Annotated in this window: 24 protein-coding genes; 9 read left to right on the top strand and 15 right to left on the bottom strand. The window is 60.5% G+C overall.

Going from position 1 to position 24,626, the window contains the following annotated elements; all coding sequences use genetic code 11:
- Positions 1-223: 223 nt before the first annotated feature.
- The 4 genes from CHB99_RS25495 to CHB99_RS25480 all read left to right on the top strand — a co-directional run bounded on the left by CHB99_RS25495 (position 224) and on the right by CHB99_RS25480 (position 4,135).
- The gene (locus CHB99_RS25495; protein WP_042127193.1) at positions 224-1,282 is read left to right on the top strand and encodes a type III secretion system effector protein; all 1,059 of its coding nucleotides are present in this window, start codon (positions 224-226) and stop codon (positions 1,280-1,282) included.
- A 119-nt stretch (positions 1,283-1,401) separates the two neighbouring features.
- Positions 1,402-2,163 (top strand): hypothetical protein, encoded by a 762-nt coding sequence (locus CHB99_RS25490; protein WP_042127195.1) that lies wholly within the window; start codon positions 1,402-1,404, stop codon positions 2,161-2,163.
- 295 nt (positions 2,164-2,458) lie between these two features.
- Positions 2,459-2,851 carry a hypothetical protein gene (locus tag CHB99_RS25485; protein WP_042127197.1) on the top strand — a complete coding sequence of 131 codons (393 nt, stop codon included), beginning with the start codon at positions 2,459-2,461 and terminating at the stop codon, positions 2,849-2,851.
- A 6-nt stretch (positions 2,852-2,857) separates the two neighbouring features.
- The gene (locus tag CHB99_RS25480; protein WP_052419499.1) at positions 2,858-4,135 is read left to right on the top strand and encodes a PDDEXK-like family protein; all 1,278 of its coding nucleotides are present in this window, start codon (positions 2,858-2,860) and stop codon (positions 4,133-4,135) included.
- Positions 4,136-4,283: 148 nt separating this feature from the next.
- On the opposite strand, the gene CHB99_RS25475 is transcribed toward CHB99_RS25480, so the two are convergent.
- The 8 genes from CHB99_RS25475 to CHB99_RS25440 form a co-directional block, all read right to left on the bottom strand.
- Entirely contained in the window at positions 4,284-4,679 is a 396-nt protein-coding gene (locus CHB99_RS25475) for a VOC family protein (RefSeq protein ID WP_042127199.1), read from the bottom strand.
- Positions 4,680-5,245: 566 nt separating this feature from the next.
- Positions 5,246-5,539 carry a hypothetical protein gene (locus tag CHB99_RS25470; RefSeq protein WP_042127205.1) on the bottom strand — a complete coding sequence of 98 codons (294 nt, stop codon included), beginning with the start codon at positions 5,537-5,539 and terminating at the stop codon, positions 5,246-5,248.
- A gap of 382 nt (positions 5,540-5,921) precedes the next feature.
- Positions 5,922-8,984 (bottom strand): FYVE zinc finger domain-containing protein, encoded by a 3,063-nt coding sequence (locus CHB99_RS25465; protein ID WP_042127206.1) that lies wholly within the window; start codon positions 8,982-8,984, stop codon positions 5,922-5,924.
- Positions 8,984-9,334, bottom strand: a complete 351-nt coding sequence (locus CHB99_RS25460; protein ID WP_042127207.1) for a hypothetical protein — start codon at positions 9,332-9,334, stop codon at positions 8,984-8,986. The genes CHB99_RS25465 and CHB99_RS25460 overlap by 1 nt, the downstream gene beginning before the upstream one ends.
- 48 nt (positions 9,335-9,382) lie before the next feature.
- Positions 9,383-10,015 (bottom strand): peptidoglycan-binding domain-containing protein, encoded by a 633-nt coding sequence (locus CHB99_RS25455; protein ID WP_042127209.1) that lies wholly within the window; start codon positions 10,013-10,015, stop codon positions 9,383-9,385.
- A gap of 1 nt (position 10,016) precedes the next feature.
- Entirely contained in the window at positions 10,017-12,053 is a 2,037-nt protein-coding gene (locus CHB99_RS25450; RefSeq protein WP_042127210.1) for a DNA/RNA non-specific endonuclease, read from the bottom strand.
- Complete coding sequence (locus CHB99_RS25445; protein ID WP_052419500.1) at positions 12,046-12,315, bottom strand: hypothetical protein; 270 nt, start codon at positions 12,313-12,315, stop codon at positions 12,046-12,048. Before CHB99_RS25445 ends, CHB99_RS25450 begins: the two co-directional genes overlap by 8 nt.
- The gene (locus CHB99_RS25440; protein WP_042127212.1) at positions 12,312-12,671 is read right to left on the bottom strand and encodes a hypothetical protein; all 360 of its coding nucleotides are present in this window, start codon (positions 12,669-12,671) and stop codon (positions 12,312-12,314) included. The genes CHB99_RS25445 and CHB99_RS25440 overlap by 4 nt, the downstream gene beginning before the upstream one ends.
- A 301-nt stretch (positions 12,672-12,972) precedes the next feature.
- On the opposite strand from CHB99_RS25440, the gene CHB99_RS25435 reads away from it, so the two are divergent.
- The 5 genes from CHB99_RS25435 to CHB99_RS25415 all read left to right on the top strand — a co-directional run bounded on the left by CHB99_RS25435 (position 12,973) and on the right by CHB99_RS25415 (position 18,495).
- Complete coding sequence (locus CHB99_RS25435) at positions 12,973-13,965, top strand: hypothetical protein (RefSeq protein WP_042127214.1); 993 nt, start codon at positions 12,973-12,975, stop codon at positions 13,963-13,965.
- Position 13,966: 1 nt separating this feature from the next.
- Positions 13,967-14,599: a DUF2997 domain-containing protein gene (locus tag CHB99_RS25430; RefSeq protein ID WP_042127216.1), complete on the top strand. Its 633-nt coding sequence runs from the start codon at positions 13,967-13,969 to the stop codon at positions 14,597-14,599.
- On the top strand, positions 14,600-15,121 hold the full coding sequence (locus CHB99_RS25425; RefSeq protein WP_042127218.1) for a 4Fe-4S single cluster domain-containing protein: 522 nt from the start codon (positions 14,600-14,602) through the stop codon (positions 15,119-15,121).
- Positions 15,122-15,148: 27 nt separating this feature from the next.
- The gene (locus CHB99_RS25420) at positions 15,149-16,759 is read left to right on the top strand and encodes an AAA family ATPase (protein ID WP_042127219.1); all 1,611 of its coding nucleotides are present in this window, start codon (positions 15,149-15,151) and stop codon (positions 16,757-16,759) included.
- 326 nt (positions 16,760-17,085) lie between these two features.
- Positions 17,086-18,495, top strand: coding sequence for an aminotransferase-like domain-containing protein (locus tag CHB99_RS25415; protein WP_042127221.1), 1,410 nt, complete (start codon positions 17,086-17,088; stop codon positions 18,493-18,495).
- Here CHB99_RS25415 and CHB99_RS25410 read toward each other — a convergent pair.
- From CHB99_RS25410 to CHB99_RS25380, 7 genes are all read right to left on the bottom strand, one after another.
- On the bottom strand, positions 18,422-18,736 hold the full coding sequence (locus CHB99_RS25410) for a hypothetical protein (protein WP_042127223.1): 315 nt from the start codon (positions 18,734-18,736) through the stop codon (positions 18,422-18,424). The genes CHB99_RS25415 and CHB99_RS25410 overlap by 74 nt on opposite strands.
- A gap of 42 nt (positions 18,737-18,778) precedes the next feature.
- Complete coding sequence (locus CHB99_RS25405; protein WP_042127225.1) at positions 18,779-19,540, bottom strand: class I SAM-dependent methyltransferase; 762 nt, start codon at positions 19,538-19,540, stop codon at positions 18,779-18,781.
- Positions 19,541-19,604: 64 nt separating this feature from the next.
- The gene (locus CHB99_RS25400) at positions 19,605-20,504 is read right to left on the bottom strand and encodes a DMT family transporter (RefSeq protein WP_052419501.1); all 900 of its coding nucleotides are present in this window, start codon (positions 20,502-20,504) and stop codon (positions 19,605-19,607) included.
- A 65-nt stretch (positions 20,505-20,569) separates the two neighbouring features.
- The gene (locus tag CHB99_RS25395) at positions 20,570-21,193 is read right to left on the bottom strand and encodes a 2OG-Fe(II) oxygenase (protein WP_042127227.1); all 624 of its coding nucleotides are present in this window, start codon (positions 21,191-21,193) and stop codon (positions 20,570-20,572) included.
- 2 nt (positions 21,194-21,195) lie between these two features.
- The gene (locus CHB99_RS25390; protein ID WP_052419502.1) at positions 21,196-22,434 is read right to left on the bottom strand and encodes a hypothetical protein; all 1,239 of its coding nucleotides are present in this window, start codon (positions 22,432-22,434) and stop codon (positions 21,196-21,198) included.
- The gene (locus CHB99_RS25385) at positions 22,434-23,633 is read right to left on the bottom strand and encodes a hypothetical protein (RefSeq protein WP_141137341.1); all 1,200 of its coding nucleotides are present in this window, start codon (positions 23,631-23,633) and stop codon (positions 22,434-22,436) included. The genes CHB99_RS25390 and CHB99_RS25385 overlap by 1 nt, the downstream gene beginning before the upstream one ends.
- A gap of 4 nt (positions 23,634-23,637) precedes the next feature.
- The gene (locus tag CHB99_RS25380) at positions 23,638-24,378 is read right to left on the bottom strand and encodes an SDR family NAD(P)-dependent oxidoreductase (protein ID WP_042127231.1); all 741 of its coding nucleotides are present in this window, start codon (positions 24,376-24,378) and stop codon (positions 23,638-23,640) included.
- Positions 24,379-24,626: the final 248 nt, after the last annotated feature.

Genomic DNA, 24,626 nt, shown 5'->3' with positions numbered 1-24,626 from the left:
GGCCCCGGACAGGGACGGACATGCCTGTCAGCGTTGCGCCACGGGCCCTGCGGAAGCGGTCCGGTCAGTGATGGCGTGCTTGCGCAGGCCATGGTTTTTTCCGGCATTTGACCGATACCCGGCAACGGTCTACACCTTCGTCAACCGCCCGCGCGCGATGCCATTTGGCCATCCTGTCGTCAGGTGCGCGGTTTCACGTTCTTCCCCTTGCAAGGACGCAAACATGACGCAGACGATCGAATACTGGCGTGAAACCGACCAGGCCTGGCATGCGGGCGGGCCGGGGATTGCGGTGGTGACCGCCGACGATGCCTACACCGGCACCGATCCGCAGACCGGGCGCGCGGTGTTCCTGGACTTTCCCGCGACCTTTCGCGGTCTGGTCAACGATGCCTTGCGTTATATCCACGCGACCCCGGCCGGACGGCAGATCCTCCAGCAACTGTCCGCGGCCAGCGCGGCCTCCATCGTCCCGGCCTTGCTGGGCAACAGCGTCAAGGCCGCCGATGGCGCCCTGAACCTGGTCGCCGAGGAACTGATCCCCAACAGCCTGATCGGCGGTGTCACCCAGGCCGCGCTCAACCGCCTGACCATCCCGGCCCATGCCCAGCCGCGCTGGCTGACCCATGTGATCAACAGTGCCCAGGAACTGTTGCTGGATGCCGTGCCTGGCAGTGGCACCGGCTTCTGGGCCGGCCTGGAGAAGGCGCGGCAGTACGCCAACCAGTGGACCTTGCTGGGCGACCCGCGCTATGCGCGCTGGAGCAGTTCCAACGAAGGCTATTTCAATGACCAGACCGTGGCCCGCTCCCTGGACGGGCGCGGCTACGACATCGGCATCACCGTCCACGAGGTCGCCGCCTGGATCGCCGGCCAGCCCTTGCCGGGGCGCCTGAGCCAGCGGGCCAAGAACCATGCGCTGGTGGCGACCCTGGCGGCGCTGCGGCATGTCTCGCCGTCCGGCAACGGCAGCGCCTCGGACATCGGCTGGAACCCGTACCCCAGCAACCCCCTCAACCTCAGCCGGCCGGCGGCGATCGGCCTGGCGCATGAACTGGTGCATGCCTACTACAGCGGGCGGGGCGAACAGCTCGGGCGCGATTTCGGGCACCCGACCACGGTGTTGTTCGAATTCCTCTGCGTGGGGCTCGGTCCCTGGGACGAAGCGGCGATTTCGGAAAACGGCATTCGCCGGCATTGGTATTCCCATGCGGTGCCGTTGATGCCGCGGGGGGAGAAGCAGAGTCGCAAGGCGATGCCGAAGAGGATCAAATATCTGTAACAGGAAAGAGAGTGAAGTCGGGGTGACGAGATGTCGCCAGTTTGAAACAGAGAATCAATGGCAGGGGTGTCGGGCGACGGGTTGACTCAACAACGTGTTTGAAATTGCAGGAGCTGATCATGACAACACCACTTGGGCCGGAAGATCCAGAGCTCAAGCTCGCTCAAATCAACAAACTTCATGCCGAAACCGAAAAGCTCAAAGCCGAAAAGCTCAAACTCGAACAGGAAGCGGCTGCAGTACCTCGACAGGCGAGAGGTTCTTACTGGTCGGAAGTGATAAAGATACTCTGTGCAATTGTGCTGGGCATAGGTGGTGTCGTCACTGCGGGAGGGAGCTACTTCGTCGCGAGAAACCAGGTGGAACTGGCGGAGATCAAGTCTTCGCAAGCAGATGAGAAGGCCAGGGCCGCTGAGTCAGTTGCTGTCAGGGCCAAAGCGGAAGCTGCCGCTGCCGTTAATCTTCGCGATACAGCCAGGAGGGAGGAGGCTGAGGCAGCGAAGTCGGTTAAAGAACTTCGAGATAGCCTCGCTGAATTGACCTCAAAAGTTCAAAGCGAGAACCCCGGATTGCTCAAGCGTCAACTGGTTTATATACAGTTTCAAGGTGATTTGAGTCGGGCACTTATCAATGAGTTGCGACAATCCCTGGAAGCAAAAGGGTTGTCGGCACCCGGAGCAGAGCGGCTGGCAGCCCCCTATAAGAATCTTGTCAAGTATTTCCGTCCGGAGGAAGAAAAAAGCGCAGCGCTGCTAGCCAAGGCCACAGAAGAATTTTTCATGTCGAAGGGGTGCTCGGTGAAGTTGCGTGCGGTCGAGGCAAAAACAGAAGTGGCAGCCCCTCCGCTCGAACTTTGGCTGTCGCACTCATGTAAGCAGTGAGGTCATTAACCTTGAGCGGGGGATCGGTGCATCCAGGCGCTTGTTGAGTTGTAAACCGGCTTCATGGTGGGGCGGTCAGGGAGCAAGGGGGCCTGCTGCGAAATTCTGCTCGGGCTCCATTGGCCAGGCCGCGTGGCTGTCAAGGAGCGATATGTGGTCAATCAGGCTGCGTGTTTCTTGCGGAAAAAGTCCTTGGGTATCCCGTCAATCAATGGTCGTAGGCGGAAACTACACCTTAAAGATTTCTACGACGGAGCCGATATGACTTCAGGACTGTATTTGAAAGGAGAGGCCAATGAGCTGGCGCGACTTGCTGGACACAGCCGTTCAGAAAAGCAAAGAGAAGATTGTTGAAACTGTCACTGTTGAGAATGCAAAAAAAGCGCTCTCAGGTATAGCGGTTGCCGCAGCTACGGCAATGGTTGATAAGATCAAAGAGGAGGCAGGGAAACAACGCGAGCGTCGAGAGCATTTTGAAAACGAATCGGATGAAGTATTGAGTCGGCTGGCAAAAAAAACTGCTGGAACCGCAGATTCCAGTAGCCGGATGGCTGCTCGTGTGCTGTCGCAGCGGCTTCGGTATTTGGACTCGAAGTCCAACGATGAGCTTAGAATTGTGTCCGTATCCTACAATCACAGTGAAGCCGAACGTGAGCATGCCGCCGAACTGTTGCGCCGCAGGTCTTGAATATATATGACGCTTGACGCTCTTGTTGATGCAGTTTTTGCCGATGCGGATGTACAACGAATGCTCGCGCTGTCCACCTCCAGCGAGGCATTGCAGATTTGCTATCCAAAAGAAGTAAATGTCTCACGCTTTCTGGCTTGGTTGATTGACCCGACACAGGGACATGGGCTGGGTGACCAGGCACTCAAGTCTCTTTTGACCCGAGCGGGATTATCTGCGCAAGTCGCCAACTTGAGCCTGAATGACCGACGCTTCCTCGCTGCCGCGAATATCAATACGCTTGCGTTCTCTTCAGTTACGGTCATGGTTGAGGCTGAACTGGGCCTGCCTGGGGAACCCCGCTATATTGATGTGTTGGTAGTGGACCCCGCGGCAAAACTGTATGTCGCCATCGAAAACAAATTTGGTCATCGAGAAGGTGCTGATCAGACCCGAACGTACCACAAAGGTCTGAGCGCTCTCTTTTCAGCGTATCGCGGTATCCACCTGTACTTGGACAGTAATGAAAAAGAGCCGGAGGATAATCGATGGATTCCGATAGGTTATTCATGGCTGACAGAGTTCCTTGCACAGGTGGAGCAGTTGAACTGGGTCGCGCCTCATGTCAGATCAACCATGTCTCAGTTTAGACTTGCCATGCAGGACGAAGATGATCTCGCTGAAGGTAGTATGTTGGGATCCCTGGTGACGACCGTCGCTGGTCGACATGGTGATGTACTGGACACGCTGCATGGTTTGTTGACACCTAACGCGCCGCGATCCCGCGCCAAAGACCTGGCTGCACTCGTCAGGAACGCGGGCTCAGGAAACGAAGCGAAAGCAAGTGTTCGGCTGTTTCAGTTGTACGGTCGGCGACCGCAGATCTGGGACCGCTGTCTTAAGGAACGAAAATTTGCCAGGTTCTATAGCGCACTGCACAAAGAGTTTAGTCAGTTACTCGTTGATCCACGTCGTGTCGTAACTTATTTCAGTCTGCAAGAGTTTCAGCGGTTGCTTGATCCGGAACTAGGAACTTTCTGGGCGGCAGTGATGCGCGTTCGTCAAGAGGGAGAGCATTTTCGTGTTACCAGTTATCTGTCACTCAATTGTGTAAAAGCCGAATTTCGAGAGCAGATGCTGGACATCGCGAACGCTGAACGCAAGCGAAACCAGATTCGCCAGACCCGGCAGTCAGACGGACATATCACTATTCACCTAGGTAGTTGTCTTGCGCCTGTAAAAGCCGCCGAGCAAGCGGTGGAGCAGCTTAACGCACTGCGTGTTTTGCTCAAGGATGTAGGGTAGGACTGCGTCAGAATGTCTTTGAAGATGGCTGCGCAACATGGATGTCAAGGGGCCGTCTATGCGACCCCGTATGATGCGGTTCAGCTCGCTTGCTTCCTGCGCAAAAACACTTTTCTTGCGCTGGCGAATGCCTCGATAGCAGAGGGATTCACTCAGTACCGTGACAGACACAACATATCTTGTTGCCATCAGGGTCCCTGATGTAAGCGCCGTAATAGTCTGGCGAGTATTGAGGGCGCAATCCTGGCGCTCCTTCGTCGGTTGCCCCGGCGGCCATGGCGAGTGCATGGAACTCATCGACCTGGGCCCGCGTAGCAGCTTCGAAGGCGACCATCGAGCCGTTGCCGGGTGTCGCGGGTTCTCCGTTCAAGGGGTTGTAGACGCAAAATGCGGTCCCTGATGCATCCATGTCCCGAGTGAACAATGCGCGGTCCGGGTTGTGCTTGAACGCGCGCAGGTGGATGCCCAGCGGTGCCAGCACGCGCTTGTAGAAGTCTGTGGTGCGTGCGAGATCGTTGGTGCCGACAGTGACATGGCTGAACATCAGGTGCTCCGATTGGCGAGGACATCACGGGGTTCGACTCTATCTTTTGCAGGTCATGCTGGCACCCATTCATGCGCATGGGTATCTATACATCTTTGAAGGCTTGCCGGGGAATTGCATCAAGGCCGCCAGGGGCCTGTCTTGAGCCTTGTAGCGCCCTCCAGATCGAGCGCCGCCCGCGCGGCGCATCGCGAGCACGCTCGCTCCTACATTTTTTGCAACGTGCCATGGCCTGTGAGAGCGGCGTTGCCAGCCTTTGGCGCTTGGCGATTTATCGCGGGGAAACTGTTGGGTCGACGCGATACCGCGTTGTGCACACAAGGCGGTCAACCATGGCCTGTCAGGCATAGGCACGTTGCAAAAAATGTAGGAGCGAGCGTGCTCGCGATGCGCCGCGCGGGCGGCGCTCGATCTCACAGGCGCTGCAAGACTCAAGGCGGGCCCCTGGCGGCCTTTATGCGGTTTCCCGCCAGACCGTCAAAGTTGTGTAGATATCTATGCATTCATGCACCAACGCCGTGATGCCGATGTCGAGGGGCCGCCTGTGCGGCCCGGTATGACGCTGCTCAGCTCGCTGGCTTCCTGCGCAACAACGCCTCGACCAAGGCCTGGCAGATCTCCAGCGAATGCTGGGTCGCCCAGGCCACGCCCTGGATCGGCTTGTCCGCCGATTCGCAGACCTGGAAGTTGGTTTCATAGGCCGAGGCCAGCGACAGGGCGAGGTGCACGAGGACGTCTTCGAGGCTGGCGTCGGCGCAGACGGTGAAGAGCGGTGGGTGGGTGCCCTGGCAGGTGCCGAAATGCGTGTGGGCAGTGGTGAGGTTCGGGGCGGGTGGTGGATCCGGAACGATCTTTTTCATCGTGTACCTCGCTGGAGAAATGAGGAACCGACACCTTGTCGCTACCAAACGAAAGGTGGCGGCTGTACGTGGGTTGGTAGACCGGTCTCCAGGCAACCCGGCGCGCACGAAGGCGCCCCGCGCACAGCCACCATGACGCTGAACAACCGCACGAGTCGGCTGAAGGCAATGGACGCTTGCGCTCTGGAGAAGATGTAGGGCTACCAAACCCTGCCGCCAAACCACGGCGACCGGCGAAGACTAGGTGCCCATTTCCAGGAGCGCAACGGCTGAAAAGGCGGAAAAGTATGCTTGGGAAATGGACTACATGAAAGTCGGATCAAGAGGAAGATTTGTAGCTTGATGCGGCGACATCATTTCCCGAATGCCCAGGCCACCCACGTCACTGGTACAGCGCATTGCAGCCATCGCAGACACGCTCCTCGGACACCTGGCCCTTTTCCAGCAGTGGATAGCGGACCGGCTCCTGGAAGTCGCTGTGGGTAGCACAGTAGGTCTGCCCGCACGCACGACAGTGGTGAATGCGATTGGTCGTGGAGAACCTCACGGTGCAACCGGGGTGCTTGCACTTGCTGGCATTCTCGTCCGGTTCCCAGCGGGCGCTGCGGTCCGGAACGTGTGGAGGGGCCGGTTGCGGTAGATGGCACTGGCTGCACACCCGTTCGATCGAGACCGGGTCGGCCTTGAGCGGATTGCGTACCGGTTGCGTGTGGCTGGAGTGGTCCGCGCAGAATACGTCGCCACACAAGCGGCAATGATGCGCCCGGCGCCCCGTGGTGAAGGGTTGCTGGCAGCTTGTGCACTGGGCCGGATCGGGCGTCACCCAGGCAGCCCCGGGGGCCGGGGTGCGGGCCTGGTTGAAGCGGCCCTGGTTGGAGAGCGGCAGGGTGAGCTGGTCCTGCACGAAATCGGTCTGGTGCGTCGCCACATTCGAGCGCCCCATGCTCCAGCCGGCCAGGCGCAGGCTGCACAGGCCGCAGAAATGCAGGAGCGGCGCGCTGGTGAAGTTGTAGCTCATGATGCAGGTCTGGTCGGCTGTGTCGTGGAACGGTGGATACATGCCACCCGTCGACGCCAGCGGAAACGGTCCCAGATGCGCCTTCGGCCCGGCATGGGGCATGCCCAGGGTGTGACCGATCTCGTGGGCGATGGTGATCGCCGCCGTGGTGCCAACCCAGCTGCCGGCCTTGATGATGGCGCGTTGTCGCCTGGAAAGGTTGCGCCTGGCCCAGGCATCTGTCTGGCCGTTCATGTAGCGAAACGGTGCGTAGCAGGTGACCACGGCGCTCTGGTCAAGCCGTTGCCCGCAGGCCACGTTGGTGCAGTCGCGGTTGCCGTCCTCCTCGACGTTCGTGTGGGTCGCGGTGCCACATTCGGGGCAGAGCAGGTAGTTGGATATGGTTGTCGCCGCCTCGCCGGCGGCGCTGTAGTCGTACCACTGGTTGGCAAAGTCGAAATGGTACAGATGGATGCCCGGCTGATCGGTGCTGACGATACGCGCATGCCAGCCACACAAGGCCGCGGTGATGTCGCCGCCCCAGTCCTTGCACTTCTGCTTGTAGCTGTCCTCGTCACTGATGCCGATGGTCTTGAGCAGTGCGTCACGACGTCCGACGGAGGTCCGCTGCAGATCGGCCCGGGTAGGCAGAACCAGATCGGTGCTGTGGTAGCCGTTGGGGCGGTTGATGCCATTCAGGCCCATGGCATTGAGCTGCGCGACCCTGCAGGCAGCATCATCGATGAAGTGCATCGCGCCGACCTGACCATCCAGCCAGTCGCCGTGATTTCTGACGGCGACGCAGAACGCTGCGTAGTCGACGAACGTGAGCGCGTAATGGCCGTTGTGCTGGTTGCCGGCGGCGGCCACTGCCAGTCGCTGCGCGCGGTCCATGGTCGGGAAGTACGCGCCCGCGATCGCCTGGTAGTGCATCGGCGTGATGTCCTGCGGAGCAGGGGGCGCGACCAGGTCGACGCAAGCTGCCGCCAGAAAGGCGCGGACATCGGCCCAGACCAGTCCGGCCGCGTCGACGGCGTTGTGTTTGCGCCACTGGCGCGCCACATCGACCCGATGCCGGACGGTCAAGGTGCTGGCGCTTCTCAGGCTCACGCTGTTGTCCGCGGCGGTCTGCAGTGCCGCGTCCGCGGCGACAGCGAAGGCGCCGAGGTTGGGGTAGCCCAGATAGATGCGCAGACGGTAGGTGTCCCCGGCGATCCGCGAGGGCAGGAAGAGGATGCCAGCCTTGCCGCCATTGGCATTGGCCGAGTCGGCGATCGGCTGTGAGCTGGCGGCCCAGGGCCGGTTCGCGACCGCGCCGAGGGCATCGGCCGGTGCTCCCAGGGTTCCCGCGTCAAGGGGTAGAAAGTGAGGGCTCAGGCCATTGCGCTTGCCGCCATGGTCAGCATGGCAGTTGCTCAGGGCATGGGGCCATTCCGTGGGTTTGTAGTTGAGCGCGTTGCTGATGAAGGCCTGCGCCGTGGCGTTCGGGTGCACCGGCCGCGCACCGCTTTGCCAATCCCACTGCACACCCAGTCCGCCCAGGGCACTCGCTCCCGCTTGTGCGCCGGCCGGCGTGCCATCCGAGCGGCGGATACGCAGGGTGGCTTCGAGCGGCAAGGTCGGTCCGTCGCCGAACAGGCGTTTATGTCCGGCGAACACGGCATTGGAGTAGAAGTCCTTGGACGACCTGGAGAAGACGTTCATTGTCAGGGGCACGCTGACGTTGGCCGGTGCAGCGGCGCCCAGGTCGCCGGGATTGAGCTGCGCCGTCAGTGCGGCGTGGGTGTCGACGGTCAACAGCCGGAAGCGTTGTTCCGGGTAGGTCGGGCCGGCAGGGGGTATCCAGGCCGCGCCCTGCAGGCGCAACTGGATGTCATGCACCTGCACATCCAGGTAGATCCAGCGTGCCGCGCAGGTCACCCGGGTCGGCGCCTCGACCTCCTGAATCCGCAGCACCAGCTTGTAGGGCGCATGCTCGGCGGTCATCACCTGCAGGGGAAAATTCCCGCCCAGCGCCGCGCCGACCGCCACCACGGAGGCGGGGTTGCTCGCCAGGTGCACATTGTTGTGCAGATCGCCGTCGAAGGTGGTCGAGCCATTCGCGGCGATACCGCCGCCACCGTAGTCGAGCTCTTTCCACCAGCACGCCAGCGCATCACCGCGTCGGTACAGCTCCAGGCGCAGGCGGCGGATGCGTGCGTGCCCGCTCAGGGTCCAGGCCACGGGGAAGTTCTCCACCAGCGGCGCCATGACATAGCGCCCGGCGGTACCCGCGGCAAGGTCCGCGCCGGGAGCGGCGTCGAAGCTGGTCCCGGCCGAGGGGTGCCCGGTCAGGGTCAGGCTGTCGATGGAACAGGTGTCCTGGGCCAGGTTGCAGGCCGCGACGATGGCGACCGGCGGTGCGGCGGGAAACATCGCCGCGTCGCGGATGTCGGGTGGATAGGCCATCAGCGGCTCCTTTCGGCCAGCAGGGCAAGGTCGTCCAGACGGCGCTCGGCGGAGCGCGTGCGGTCGTCGAGAAGGCGTGCGGCGTGTTCATCCTGAAGGAAGGTCGGAGGCATCGACGCCACGATCAGGACCAGACGCAGGAGCAGGCGAGTATCTTCCAGGCCGGCGGCGAGGCCGCGTTCGCAGACGCTCTCGATACCTTTGCGCAGCAGCGCCTGGTCGCATTCGGCGCCCGCGTACGGCGGCGGGGCGAACTGTTGGGTCGGCACCTGCTCGCGCAGATAGTCCAGGGTCCAGACGACGAAGGCGTCGAGCAGCGCCACGCGCTGAGCGTTGCGGATGGTCAGCATGGTCTGCTCCGGGATGCGTCGCGAGGCAGAAAACCGAGTCCGGGGCTGCTACGAACCATGGCGTCTCTCCAGTTCCGCGATCGTTGCGTCGTTCACCTCGCCGGTCACCTGCAGCCCGCACAGGGCCTGGAAATGGCGCAGCGCAGCGTCGAGCGCGGGGCTGGTCTTGCCATCGGGCGGGCCGTCGAAATAGCCGAGATTGCGCAGGCGACCCTGTACGCCCTTGAGGGTCGCGCTTGGTCGCATCGAGCTGAACACGAGGTCGAAGGTCTCGCCCGTTTCCAGGGTCAGGGTGCCGCTGCCGATGTCCGGCATCAGGCCGAAACGGATCCAGCCGTCGGCGTCGCTGCGTCCCTCGGTTTCACGCTTGCCGGCTTTTATCCGGTAGCCGAGGTCGGCGCGCGGCTCGTCGTCATTCTCGGTCAGGCGCACCTCCACGGTGACCGGAATACCCTTGCGGCGAAAGCGGTGGCGGCGATCGAGCGCCTTGGCGACATCGCGGGGGGTGATGTCGGGGACGAACAGGCGATCGCCTTCGGCCAGGATATTTCGCTGGTCGCCGCGCGCCTGGCGCAGCTCGGCATTGTTCGGGTGATGCCAGAGGGTCTGCCAGTACAGGCCGTTGTCGTAGGCGATGCTGTCGACGCTGTCGTTACCGCTGACGAGGTGGTAGATGGGCATGTCAGGCCCCCTTGCCCATGGCGGTCAGCAGATCCTTCATGGCCTGGAGCGCGCGCTCGCAGGCTGCGTCGCTGACGCTGGTGTCTTCGATCCTCATGCTCGTGTCTGCGTTCTTCGAGCCGATGACATCGGAGGGCTCGCACAGCGTTGCTGCGTCGATCAGGGATTGCAAGGAATTGCCTTCATGGTCGCGGAGTGTACCTGTCACCTGGTCCACTGCCTGTGCATGCCGTGCATAGAGGGCGACATAGATCGGCTTCCTTTGTTTTTCCAGCGCCTGCCGCGCTTTGCGCGCGGCTTCTGCTTTCAGGAAACCCTGTCTCTCGTGCCTCAATTTATGCGGTATCGAGTCTGTCCCCATTTTGTGGCCATTGAGGAAAACATGGTTTGCCTCCGCGTCAAACAGAGCTTCGTCGCTGAACCATTCTTCCAATTCGACTTCGACCTGATCATTGGTGAGCGGATGCGGATCAAAGGGAACAGGTATGCAGGCCACGGCTGACTTGCGCTTGTTCGTGATGGGGACGCTCGTCATGACGGGAACGCTCTGCGCTAAATGGATCTCGCCCTTGTGCAGGAGTCCCGCAGCTTTCGTTCGAAAGGCCTCCGTCAACGTCACATGGACCGGCTGCGCCCCTATCGTCTTTTTTTCCCGGTACGCATGGTTGTGCTGGAAGCTGACCAGGCGCGCGTTCAGATAGCTGTTGCTGCCTGACTGGTAGCTGGGAAAAACATGATCGACCTCGGGGGCCGCTTTTCCTCCCTGTTCGTCCAGTTCAGCCCAGACATCAGCCGTCTCGCCTTCGTAAAGCTCATCCTCGCTGACATCCGAAAGCAATTGGCCGTCGTTTTTCCAGCGGTTGAACAGGCGCAGGTAGTGACGCTGGAAATCGTCATAGGCGGTTGACGGGCTTTGCGTGCCCACGTCCATGGTGCTGAAGACCCTGGCGCGGCTCAGGTTCTGCGAGAGGTGGTTGACCTCCCACATGAACTGCAGCAACTGGTTGGGCGGCTTGGAGGGGGTTCCCTCGCCGAGCACATAGTGATCGAGATCGTTTTTATCGAACAGAAACCCGCGCAATGTCTCCCGGTCCAGCCCCTCGAAGATCTTCTTCGCGGCCCTGAACTCGCCGTGGGCTGTGTCGTTGGTCACGGTGGCAGGTGCGACGCCACGATTGCCAAGGGAAAAATGCGTCACCATCTGCGTATTGCGCATGAGCTTCACGTGAAACCAGACCGGTATGCGCCCGTCGCCGTGGGTGTCGTCGTAGAACAGGCGCACCTCCATTCTGTTGACGACATTCAGCGCATTCTTCGTACCCGGGGACACCGTGACCTTGCTTTTCGTCGGCATCGTCACCCGTTCGTCAGCGATATTCCAGGCTGCACCGCCGCCGATGAGGTCGCCGATGGTCGTTTCCATCTGGCGCCATTTGCCGTTGCGGTTGAACTGCGGGTTCATCGGTGTGATCAGGTGGCTATGGTCGGTGCCGTTCAGGTCAAGGGAAATGATGTGGCCTCGATCGAACAGGCGCATATCGCCGATGTCCTCGTTTTCGTTCGCGTTCGATGGCGCGGACAGGCAGGCGGGCGTCGACTTGCGTGGCGGGACCTTGTGATTGTTTATCGGGGCGTCGACGAAGACCTGACGCTTCAGGGTGTTGGCGGAACCGGGTATGGGCTGGAACTTGATGGTTTTCTTTTTGACCTCGGTTCTCTTCGGGACCAGGCAGGTGCGGCAGACATCCTTGATGTAGCAGTCGCAGGATGGAACCTCCTGCTTGCAGACGATGCACTGTACGTTCTCGTCGGTGCGAAAGGGCATCATGCAGGTCGGGCACCTGCCACCATTGCCGATACAGCAGAGGTTGCCGGAACGCGCCTTGCCATACAGGGGGTGGCGACTGCTGCTCATGCAGTCGTCGCAACCGTTGGTAGTGCAGGCCCCGCACAGATGCAGCGTCTGGCTTTCGTTCCCGCACAGACCGCAGGCATCTTTCCCGTCGAAATCCTTGCGCTTCTTGCTGTCCTTACTCAAGTTCGAGCTCCTCCCAGGCCTCGCCGTCCAGTTCCGGGAAACCGACCCTGCAGACGCCTTCCTGGGTGATCCCTTCCAGGCGCGCGCTGCCGTTTTCGTCCAGATAACCCGAGGCCCGGGTACCGTCGGGGAAGATCACCAGGTAGTGCTCCCAGGGCACCGGCTGGTCGTCCTCGCCCACCAGTTCGAACTCCAGCCAGTGCGTGGCCACCTTCTGCTCGGACCTGGGGCAGGGAATGATGGTGGCGCCGACCAGAGTCATGGCAGCTCCCGGTCCCAGTTGCTGGCCCAGGCGCGATAGCGCCTGATTTTTTCGTTCGGCGCCAGGCCATGGCTGCAGAGGATCGCCAGCGCCGGCACGGGCCAGTTGGCGCGGGTCAGCGGCAACGCCGGCAGGGGCGGCAGATAGTGGCAACTGACCTCGATGAAATCGGCCACCTCGGCTTCATGCTCCAGGCCGAAGCCGCGCGCGGCTTCCAGGCCCAGCAGCACATCGTTCGCCACCCAGCCGTGCGCCTGGCCACAGGCAAGTTCCAGGCGGACCAGCACGCGCTGGACGAAACCGTGCAGTTGAGCGCGCTCGAATGCCTGCATTTGCTGGTTGTTGATGGTGAGCATCGCTTGTTCGGTTCGAAATGAAACAGCCAGCCTAGCAGTGGCAAGGCAAATTGCCATTAGCTTTTCGGTGGGGGACGCTTCGAGGCCGGTAGTCGAGGGGTCACGTCTGTTTTCAACGCAGCATGGGCGAGCTCGGATGTATTTCGTACAGAGCCTCGAAGTTGCCGCGAGAAACAGGGCTGCTCCAGATCCTCTCTGGAGCGTGAAAGGCTCAAGACCGTCATGTAGCATAGGGCGGTAAACAGTTCCAAAGACATCCCCTTGCTACGCGATGCTGTACCAACTCTAGGAGAGTTTGTGAATGATAAAGACTATCCCGATGTGGAAAATGATGATGGTCACCAAGGGAAAGATAATAGGCGGCCTGGTGCTCGCGGCCTTGCCTGTTTTTATCGTTGCCGGTGCGGGAATGTTTATTGAAGGGCTGCAGGACGGGCAGGCGCGTCAAGCTGCAATGGGGCTTATTGGCCTGGTTTTTTTTGGTGCGTGCGCTCTGGCACTGGTACCGTCGAAGAAATATATTCCGGGCAAGACATTCTGGTTTTATAGAAATAAAAAGCTCAGTACGCAGATCGCCATAAACTACGGTTATGGAATCATGGTTTTCATCATGGCGGTTTTCGTGGTGCTTGAACCGAAACACGCGTTTCAGACAATAGGTCTCGGATTGTCAGGGTTGGGTGGCCTCTATGTGCTGTCAAAAAGCTTGAAATTCCACGCGGATATCGATTTTTCGACAAGTGAGTATCTGGCGACCGCGCTGGGGTTCTCAACAGGGGAGAAGACCCTTGTCAGCTATCAGAATTTCGATGCCGACGACGTTGCCGTTGGTAGCAATGCGTTTGCCGCAACGGCAACAAAATTGATCGTGGCGTCGTTTGATGGGCAGCGTTGGAAAAAGTTGTCACGGGAGCTGAGCGATGTTGCGCAGATTGGTATTATCAGCAATGAAAATCAGAGTTACTTTGTTCAGTTGAAATTCACTGATGGTTCCGATGTTCTGTTGACCATCGGACTCTATGAAAAGCTGACATCGAATCCCATTCTGGTAATCAGAAAGCTGCTGGAAGTGATCGATGCAAGTCTCCTGGGTGACAGTGCTGCGCCACAGGTGGCACGCAGGCGTCGTGCGGTTGTCGACGCTGGGGTTCCAGCCTCGACTTCACACGTTGCCGCACCTGAGCCCGCGCTTGCATCCACCGCGCCGACGCGCAACATTGAATTTACCCCTGACGTATTGAAGGCCATCCAGAGCGCCGAAGAGGTTGTTCCTGGTCGCCGGCTGGAGCTTTGATATGTCTCACTGTACAAAATTTGAATTTTCCTATGTTAACGAAGAGGCGATTGCCAAAGCGTTCGGCAAGATGGGCCTCAGCCCAACGACGGGCCTGGTCGCCACATTTGCCAGCGATTTCAGTAAAAAGGTGCTGAGCAGAATCGGTTATATGGGCACGCAGCAATTCAGAGCGATCTGTGGCCAGACGGCTGATGGATTCAATCTGTTTGTCTGCCAGGTCGAGGAGGGCGTCTACACACTCCTCATTGAACGGGAAACCGTTTCGGACGGCGATGAAGCGATCATGGCTGACCTGGCTTTGAGCTTTCAGAAAGCGTATGTCAGTGTCGCCATCGATGAGACCGTCAAGCGCATAGAAGCATCAGGTGTTCCAGCAAACGTGAAAGAAACGCGCCAAGGGTTCGAAATCGAATTTGGGCCTCACCACGAATACAGCATCCATGTGACCTTTACGGGGGATGAAATCATGGAGGAGGTGCGTGGTGTGAAAGGCGACATCTGCACGCGGCTCACCGAAGAGCTTGAATCGCTGCTTTCCCGCCCTACGTCGGAACTGCTGACCGAGTGGAAACCGGAATATACCGTCGTCCATGAAGAGCAAACCCTGCAAATTCTCAGCGCGAATCTATAAATGAAAATCAATGTACACCACATGGAGTTGAGCCACGTTAACGGCCCCGGGCTACGCTTGACATTATGGGTGCAGGGTTGTGCATTGAATTGCAAGGGTTGTTTCAATCAGCAGACCCATGCTCGCGAAACGAGCCAGTTGAAGTCTGTTGATGAATTGGCGCAGAAGATAAATGCGCTGGACATCGCGGGGGTTACCCTCTCAGGAGGGGAGCCGCTCGACCAGGCACCAGCCCTGGAGCAACTGATACGTGCTGTCGATGGCGATAAGAACTGGATACTTTATACAGGCTATACGCCAAAGGAAATATTCCAGAATGACGCCATGATTCGTGTTGTCAAGGCCGTGGACCTGACGCTGGCTGGTCGGTACCGGCATAACGCGGAGCATCCTTATCAGCACAAGCAGATCATCAAGACCAGCGACAGAGTCGATGTTGATTTTTTCCGTACCAGGAGAGTTGTCGAATTTGTTGTTTCGAATTCCGGCGTTACCAAAACCGGTCTGCCGGTGCACAGATAACTCAATTCAAGCGCAGGGATACCAGGCATGAGCCGTACCAAGCAGATAACAGATTACCTCAAGGCGCGTTATGCAATATTGGTCATTGAGTCTTTCGAGGAAGAGCGCGCACTCAATGAGATTTCTGAAATCGCCAAGACGCTGAGTCATCGTTTGTTCGTCTGGAACTCGACACTGGGTGTCCAGACCAATGGGGTCGTGGCTGGGGACAAAACCTTTGATTTGAAGGTGGCCTTGGACTTTTGCGAAGAAAAGGCAAAAGAAGAGAGCAGCAAGAACATATTCGTTTTTTGTGATGCTCATAATTATCTGACCTCAAGCTCGAATCCTGCCTACCGTCGTCGACTTCGCGATTTCGCCATCAATATTCGCTCGCGCGGATACCGAAGTAACTGCATCATCGTGGCCCCTGGCTTTGAAATCGCCAACGACCTGCAAAAAGAAATCACATTGGTTGATTTTCCGTTGCCGTCACGAGATGAAGTCAAGGTTCAGATAAACAACTTCGTCAACTCCTGGCAAGGCAACAGCAGCGTCAAGATTGATCTGTCCAGCGACACCAATGAAAAACTCATCGATGCCGCTCTGGGACTCACGGGATTGGAAATTGACAACAGCCTGTCTCGTTCATTGGTATCGAGCCTGAGTATCAATGAAAGTACCGTGAAGGACCTGCTCTCCGAAAAGAAACAGATCGTACGCAAAACAGGCATCCTGGAATACATCGACTCAAAGGTGAATCTTGACGATGTTGGTGGGCTGGCAACGCTCAAGAAGTGGCTCCATTTGCGCAGCCAGTGTTTTGGCCAGGCTGCTCAGGAATTCGGTGTCGGAACCCCGAAGGGGCTGCTCCTGACCGGGGTGCCAGGTTGCGGTAAGTCGCTGACCGCGAAATGCGTAGCGTCGTCATGGAACATGCCATTACTGCGCCTGGACATGGGAAAGATCTTCCAGGGCGTGGTTGGCTCTTCGGAATCCAATATTCGTTCCGCGCTACGTACCGCCGAAGCCATTTCGCCCTGCATATTGTGGATCGACGAGATTGAAAAAGGACTTTCCGGCTCTTCCGGAGGCGCATCCGATGGGGGCACGGCTTCACGCGTATTCGGTACGCTGTTGACGTGGATGCAAGAAAAAACGACGCCTGTTTTCGTGTTTGCCACGGCGAACAACATAAGCGGTTTGCCGCCGGAGTTTTTGCGCAAGGGGCGATTCGACGAGATCTTCTTCGTTGACTTCCCGTCGACCGTGGAAAGGAAGAAGATTCTTGAGATACACCTGAAGAAACTGAAGCGTGACCCGGAGAAGTTTGATCTGGACCGTTTGTCCGCTCTGGGCGGTGAGGCGAATTTTGGCCAGGATATCGTGCTTTCGGGGGCGGAAATCGAAGCGTGGGTTGGCGAGTCGTTGATTGAAGCATTCTCGCGGCGAATGAGTGGTTCTGCTGATGCAAGCGACCTGACCATGGCTGATTTTGAAACGACTATTTCGCGTTTGGTGCCGATGAGCAAAATGCGCAAGGACGAGTTTACGAAGTTGCGTGATTGGGCCAATCAAAATGCAATCAGCGCTTCGGCTGTGGTGGCCGGTCAAAATGATACGGAGACGCAAATCGGCGGCCGGCAGATTGATTTTTAATCTGCTTGGGTTTCCTCGCTGATGACATGTTTACGGCAGTCGTGGGGTCGTCCCGGGAGGCGATCCCGTTAACCCATCAAACCTTCATCTTTCCGCTTGCGCACGGGCGACGCCCTTGCGCAGCGCCCCGATCGAGGCCTGACAGATCTCCAGCGAATGCTGGGTGTTCCGGCAATCTGGCCATCACATCAGAAACCATTTCCCACGACCGCTCAGGAAATTAAACCTCGGCGTGGATCCTGAAGCCCGCATTACTGGTGTAGTCTGACAGCAAAAGGCCATACCGCATTTCCTCAGGCAGCACCCCGTTTCATCAGGAAACCGCAATGTTCGAGATAGATCGCAACAGCAAAGTGCTGTTGGTGGACCAGATCCGCACCGCCATCATCGCCCGGATCGAAGCCTTCCAGTGGGTCCAGGGCAGCCGCCTGCCGTCGGTCAGGGCCCTGGCGCGGCAGTTGGGCGTGAGTATCTTCACGGTCAGCAGTGCCTACGAAGACCTGGTCGCGCAGCGGGTGATCGAGTCTCGTCCCGGCGCCGGCTACTACATCCTGCCCACCGACCCGGCCGGGACCAAGCACCTGGAAAAGATGGTGCCGCCGTCCAGCCTGCACGCCGGCTTCCTCTACCGCGCGCTGGACCCCTCGCAGTACGACACGCCGGTCAGTTCCGGCTACCTGCCACCGTCCTGGCTGGCCGATGCCGTGCCGGCTTCGGTCACCGGCCGGCTGATTCGCAGCACGCTGTCGTGCAGCGTGCCGGCCCCGGCGGCGGGCAGCCAGGAGCTGCGTTCGGTGATCGCCAAGAAGCTGCGCGAGCTGCAGATCAATGCGTCCAGCAGCCAGATCGTGGTGAGCATCGGCGCCACCCACGCGTTTTCGCTGATCCGCAACGTGATGCTCGAACCCGGCGATTACCTGCTGGTGGAAGACCCCAGCTATCTGTTGCTGCAACTGAAGCTGATCAAGGACCGCGACTTCAACATCATCACCGTGCCGCGCACCGTCGATGGCCCGGACCTGGAGGCGATGGAGGCGATGGTCAAGGAGTTCCGCCCCAAGCTGTTCCTGACCCAGACCCTGGTGCACAACCCCACCGGCGGCAACACTTCGCCGGCCAAGGGCTTCAGGATCCTGTCGCTGGCGCAGAAGTACGATTTCCACATTGTCGAGGACGATATCTTCGGCGCCCTGTGCGCCCGCCAGACCCTGCGCCTGAGCAGCCTGGACGAGTGGAACCGGACCTTCTACCTCAGTGGCTTCAGCAAGGTGCTCAGCCCGGCGCTGCGCCTGGGCTACGTGGTGGCGCCGCCGGCGTTCGTCGAGCGCCTGGTCGAGCAGAAGATGTACAACGTGCTGTGCGGCTCGTCGCTGGACGAAACCATCGTCGCCTACACCCTGGAGTCCGGGCGCTACCAGCACCATCTGGATGCCTTGCGCCAACGGGTCATGCAGGAACGCACGCGGGCCCGGGAATGGCTGGGCAAGCTGGGCGTGGAATTCGACGAGGGGGCGGCCGAAGGCCTGTTCCTCTGGGCGCGCTTCCCTGCGCAGGTGGATCTTCGCCGGCTCATCGAGCAGGCGCACGACGCGCGCATCTTCCTGGCGCCGGGCTCACTGTTCAGCAATACCCGCGACTACGACCAGTACCTGCGCCTCAACGTCAGTCACTGTAACGACCCGCGTTTCCGGCAATTCCTCGATGCCCATCTATGCAGCGAAACTGCCAGCGCTTGAAGTAGTCCGCCAGCGTGCTGACCTTGCCCAGGTCCTCATAGGAATAGATGACGCCATTGAGGATCTGCACTACGTCGTTGTCGCGCAGGGTCGGGATGAAGCTGTCTTCGAGGATCTCCGAACCATTGACGGCCAGGCTCAGGTCATCGATCCAGTACAGCGGCTTGCCGTCCTGGCCGGACCAGATGCGGGTGTCGGCATAGAAGGACTTCAGCGCCAATCCATTGGTTTGCATGGGCATATCGTTGATCCTGGTTCGACTGATTGAAAGGTGGGTCATGGTTCACGCCTTGCGCAGCGCGCGAAACCGCAACCGGGTCGCATCCACTGTCCAGCGCCCGCAGCAATCGAGCAGGTCGCCGACCAGTTCTTCGCTGACTTCTTCCACGAACGCCTGGCGCAGTGCTGCCGGCACCGCGCTCAGGTAAGGGCTGTAGTGCTGTTCGAGCCATTCGCCGAAGGGCCGGTCCAGTGCCATCGGTCGCTCGAACCAGCTGATGTAGCTGACATGGAAGCCGACCTGTTCCAGGACCCGCTGGTACTGGTGGGCGCTGGGCAGGTAGTCGTGGTCCATGCCGCGCGAGTCGATCGAGCGACGTTCCAGGGCACCGCGCAGGGCCTGGCGGATCAGCGCGCCGTGGGCGCGGCCGGCGAACTCGCCGACGAAGCGGCCACCCGGCTTGAGGGCCATGAAGGCGCCGCCGGCGACCAGCTCGGCCTGGTGCATTTCGTTCAGTGCGTCATGGCTGAACACGGCATCGAATTCCTGATGAAAATACAGCTCCTCGGCGTTGCCGCGCTTGACCTCCAGCCCTCGCGAGCGGGCGGCCAGCACCCGTTCCGGACTGACATCGAAGCCCACCACCTCGGCGCCCTGGCTGGCCAGGTGCGCACTCAGACGGCCATCGCCGCAGCCGATATCCAGCACCCGCTCGCCCGTCTTGAGCGCCAGCAGACCGACCACGCCCTCGGCGTGGTTGACGAGGCACGGTAGGGGTGGCTCTGGTGGTTCGCTGCCGGGGCGGAAAAAACTCGGAGCACTCATCAAATGAATTCCATCGGGTACAGGGATGAAAAAGCGCGCGCCGGCGAGCCGACGCGCGCGGTGTTCAGATGCGCTTGGACAACCACACCAGCACGATCACCACGGCGCACACCACCGGGGTCAGCCAGTTCCAGGCTTCACCCATCAGCCAGATCGAGAAGGCGAAGGTGAAGAACGGTTGCAGCAGTTGCAGCTGGCTGATGCGCTGGATACCGCCCAGGGCGAGGGCGCGGTTCCACGAGAAGAAGCCCAGCAGCGAGTTGATCAGGGCCAGGAACAGCAGGGCGGCGACGCCCTGGCCAGGCAGGTTGGCGAGGGTCTCGCCGTCGTAGAGGAACAGGCTCACCGGCAGCAGCACCGGCAGGCTGACCACCAGGGTCCAGCACATGACCTGCCAGCCCGGCAGTTCCTTGGACAGCGCGCCGCCCTGGGCATAGCCGAAGCCCGCCAGCAGCACGGCGCCGAGCAGGGCCAGGTCACCGATGTAGATGTCCTGCACGTCGGACTTGACCACGGTGTAGGCGAGCACGGTCAGGAAGCCCAGGCTCGACACCGCCCAGAACGCTTTCGACGGCCGGGTACCGGTGATCAGGGTGCCGAAGATCGCGGTGGACAGCGGCAGGGCGGCGAGTACCACGCCACCGTGGCTGACCGGGACGTACTGCATGCCCAGCGCGGTGAGGACCGGGAAACCGTAGACGATGCCGGTGGAGGTCAGCAGCATGCGCTTGATCTGCGAGCCGTTGGGCAGCTTGGCGCGGCCGATGATCAAGAACGGAATGGCCGCGAACGCCGCCAGTACCGAGCGGAAGAAACCGACCTGGAGGGCGCTCAGGTCGCCGGCGAGGATCTTCGCCGCCGGCAGGGTCATGGCGAACGCCGCGACCGAGATGAGTCCGAGGAAATAGGCCTGCAGGTCCTGGTTCTTGGTGTCCTGGTAGCTGGCGACTGTACTTTGCGTCATTGCAACGGTTCCTTCTGGCTAGATCGGTAAGGCATCCGCCCTCCATGGGCGGATGCGCACGCCGGTCAGATCTGTTTGTTGTTCAGGTTCGGTTTGTCCAGCGGGCTCTTGCTGAGGAAGAACACCAGGGACGTGCGCGTACCGCTTTCCACCTTGCGCACACCGTGGGGAATCTCGCAGCGATTGATCAGCACGTCGGCGTAGCCGGTCTTGAGCAGGCTTTCCTTGCCTTCGTAGTCGACGAAGAACTCGCCGCCGCCGTACTCCTTGCCGAACTGGATGACCACCGAGTAGCGGTATTCCAGGTTGCTGTAGGTGTCGATGTGCTTGCCGATGAAGTTGCCGGTCTCCAGCTGGTTGGCCTGGCAACGGCGGATGTAGCACTCGCCGCCCATGATCCCGTTGAAGAACTCGCGGCTCTTGCCGGAGGAGAGGATCTCCACCACTTTCTTGCCCCACGGGTCGTTGCGGTACACCGGCAACTGGCCTTTCTGGTCTTCCATGAAGCGGCCCACCGAGAGGAAGTTCTGTTCGCCCACGTCACCGATCTCGATGATGGTCTTGGGGATCACCTGGCAGGCTTCTTCCATGTACGCCAGCTCTTCCCGGGAGAACAGCTGGGCGGCGTCGAGGGCCGCATAGGCGCTGCTGTTCAGTTGCTGGCTTGCCGTTTGAATGGTCTCTTGCATGATCAGGCTCCTTGAGAACTGGGCGTGGAATACAGGTGGTCGTTCAGGTCGATGGCGGTCGCCTGCAGCGGCCCGAAGGGCTCGCGCACGCCGCGGCAGAGGTGGTCGCGAATCAGGTACAGGCCGGCCATGAAGCCCCAGACTTCGAGAAACGGGCCGTAGCTCGACGGTTGCTCCTCGACGCTGGCGCGGTAGTGGGCGATATGCCGGTAATGCACGTTGGGGCGGCGATGGTGGGCGTCGTGGTTGGGCAGGTCCTGCGGATACACGTACAGGCGCACCGGTACGTCCAGCAGCAGGCCCTTGAGCAGCCAGCCGGCCCAGGCGACGGTCCCGCCGGTGGGCGGCGTGCGGCCCTGGAAGCGGCCCCAGGTCAGGCGGCCGTAATGCGGCTTGTCGCCACGCCCGGCTTCGCGCTGGTAGAACCACAGGTGTTCGGTGAACAGCTGCAGCCACATCGAGTGCTCGAACAGCACGGCCCGCGGGATCAGGTAGATCAGGCCGAAGGCCGCCAGGGTCCCGGTGGCCCACAGCACGGCCAGCAGCACGCCCCAGAACGCCAGGCGGAACAGCACTTCATGGCGTGGCGGGCGCACGAAGCTGTCGTTCAGCGTGGCGCGCCACTGGCGCAGCAGGTAGGTCGGGCGGAACGGCGTGGCGATCACCCGCCACCAGTACGCCAGTTCCGACATGCCCGGGGCAAAGCCCTGCGCTTCGATGAAGCGCTGGTCCGGGTCGATGTCGGTGCACAGCACATGGATGTTGTGATGCTCGCGCACGTGGCTCTGGTTGTAGGTGTCCCAGTCCTGGTAGAGCAGCGGCGTGGTCAGGAAGAAACGCGCGTAACGCTGGGCGCGCGCCTTGTCCTTGAGCACCGCGCCATGGGTCAGGTAGTGGAAGGTCGCCTGCATGCTGCGCAGGCGGTTGACCATCAGCACCCAGGCACCGAGCACCAGCAGCAGCGCCAGCAACGGATGGAAGGCCCCGTCCAGCACCGCCTGGCCGAGCAGCACCAGGCCGATCATGCAGGCCCAGGTGAACAGCAGGTGAACCCGCAGGAACGCCTCGCCGGTCTGCTCCATCCGTGCTTTCAGGTCCTCGGCCGGCTGCGCCAGGCCCTTGCCGGTCAGCCAGGTCCACAGCGGCTGGAACGGCAGATGGGCGTAGCTGGCGCGGACGTTGCCGCGGGGGCCGTACTGGCAGTAGTGAGTGCGCTGTTTCGCGCCTTGTACCGGGCTCATCAGTACACCCGCGTCAGGTAGAGGACCGGGATATCGCTGTACAGCCAGTAGAACGGCTGCATGCGGTTGTGGTCGGCGCCGATGACGATCGGGTTCTGCCACTGCCGGGCGAAGACCTGGCCGATGGCGGCGTACTCGGCACCCTGGGCGTAGAGGATGTGCATCAGCTCCTCGTTGCTGCGGTGCTGGTGCCAGGCCTGGTACAGCGGCAGGCGGGCATTGAAGATCGCCGCGTAATCGAGGTCGCTGTCGACGATGCAGCCGTTGTCGCGGCTGGCCAGGCGCCGTTCGGCGTCGGCGGTGAGCACGCGCCACTGCGCTTCGCCACCGGCGGCCTCGGCGATCATGATCGATTCGGTCCGCGCGCCGAGGATGTCGAGGATCTTGCCCTGGCTGATGCGCAGCTTGCGGGCGAAGCCTTCGCGGGTTTCCTTGAGGCGGTTCAGGGTCGATTCGTCGAAGCCTTCGAAGTCGCCGGCACCGATGGCGATGCGCGCATCGATGCCATGCTTGCGCAGCACCGCCTGCAGGGCGGGCAGGGTCTTGACCACGCGCCCGGCTACCAGACCGATGCCTTCGCCGAGGTGGTCGAAGGTGTAGCGCAGCCGGCCGTTCTTGCTCTCGTAGCCGTAGTCCGGGCAGACCGGCGAGACCAGGGTGATGGGCTCCCCGGCCAGGCCCTTGACCAGGGTTTCGGCGAAGCGCGTCATGAAGTGCGGCGCCGAGTTGCTGAACGACAGCCGCTCGAAGGCCTGCTCCAGGTCGATCACCAGGGCGTCCGGCAGGGGCGCCATGGCCGGGTAGCGGACTTTCAGCGCCGGTGTGGTGACGATATTGTCGTTGACCGCGCAGAGCAGCAGGTTGAGCAGCGAGGGCCGGCTCTGGTTGATGAACGGCTTGTCGAGAATCAGGGTCTTCTTGCCGTCGCTGTTACGCACTTGCCATTGGAAGCCAGGGAACTTCGACTGGATGAAACGATAGAACGGCATATACCGCGGCAAACCGGTGCGCTCATCATCGGCCTGCTGGAAGTTGCTGTAGACCGCCGACAGCCGGGAAACTTCCTCTTCGATACAGAGTGCCTTGACCAGGTCGGCCGGCGGTTGTTGCGCCAGGGAAATCGGCGACAACACACGCTTGCTGATCAACTTATGGGTAAGTTTGTTTCTGACGTAATACTTCGCGAGAGATTGGCTCATGGAGTCACCGGTACGAAAGTTCCTGGTCAGCAGGCGTTAGTTCGATAAGGTTGATGTTCACGTGGTCCGGCTGCTGCAGTGCCCAGAGCACCGCGTTGGCCACGTCTTCCGGCTCCAGCGGGGTCAGGCTGCTGTACACGCGGTCGGCCCGGGCCTGGTCGCCATCGCACTGCACCAGGGCGAACTCCGAGCGTGTCTTGCCCGGCGCGATGCTGGTCAGGCGGACCCGGCTGCCGACCAGCTCGGTGCGCAGGCAGCGCCCGAAGTGCTCGACGAAGGCCTTGGAGGCGGCGTAGACATGGCCGCCCTTGTAGTGCACATGGGCACCGATGGAACTCAGGTTGACCACATGGCCACGGCCACTTTCGATCAGTTTCGGCAGTACCGCGCGGGTCACGTTGATCAGGCCGTGGATATTGGTGTCGAGCATCGTGGATATATGTTCGTCGGTGATATCCAGCAAACTTCCCTGGCCCTGCAACAGACCCGCGGCATTGACGAGTTTGCCGATATCGGCGAATTCGTCGGGCAACTCATTGAATGCGCTATTCAGTGACTGACTGTCGCGAACATCGCAGTTCAATGCATGGAATCGGCCGTGGAATTCATCGGCCAGATTATCCAGGCGCTCTTTTCGACGTCCGATTCCGATAACGTTGCGTCCTTGCTTCATCAGCATTCTGGCGCAAGCCAGGCCAATGCCAGACGTCACCCCGGTGACGACGACCGTTTCATCAGTTCTCAATTGCTGCTCCTTTCATTGCACTGTTGGAAGGGGGAATCGCAGTTTTTCGAAGCGTCCGTGCCTGATGAACAGCTGCAGATTAAGAAGGGCAGGGGGGGATGTACCGGTACAGCGCGGGGGGATGGGCGCCAAACTGTATGGTTGCGCGACCATGACAGTTGGTTTGGGCGAGGCAGGTGCCTGTTTTGAGGGTGCTGGAAGGGTGTCGTGCTGCCCCGGAACAGCCCCACGGCAACGCCGAATCGATA

The sequence above is a fragment of the Pseudomonas japonica genome (genome assembly GCF_900188455.1).
In the GTDB taxonomy this organism is placed as follows: domain Bacteria; phylum Pseudomonadota; class Gammaproteobacteria; order Pseudomonadales; family Pseudomonadaceae; genus Aquipseudomonas; species Aquipseudomonas japonica.
This window is presented reverse-complemented; position numbering and strand designations above follow the sequence as displayed.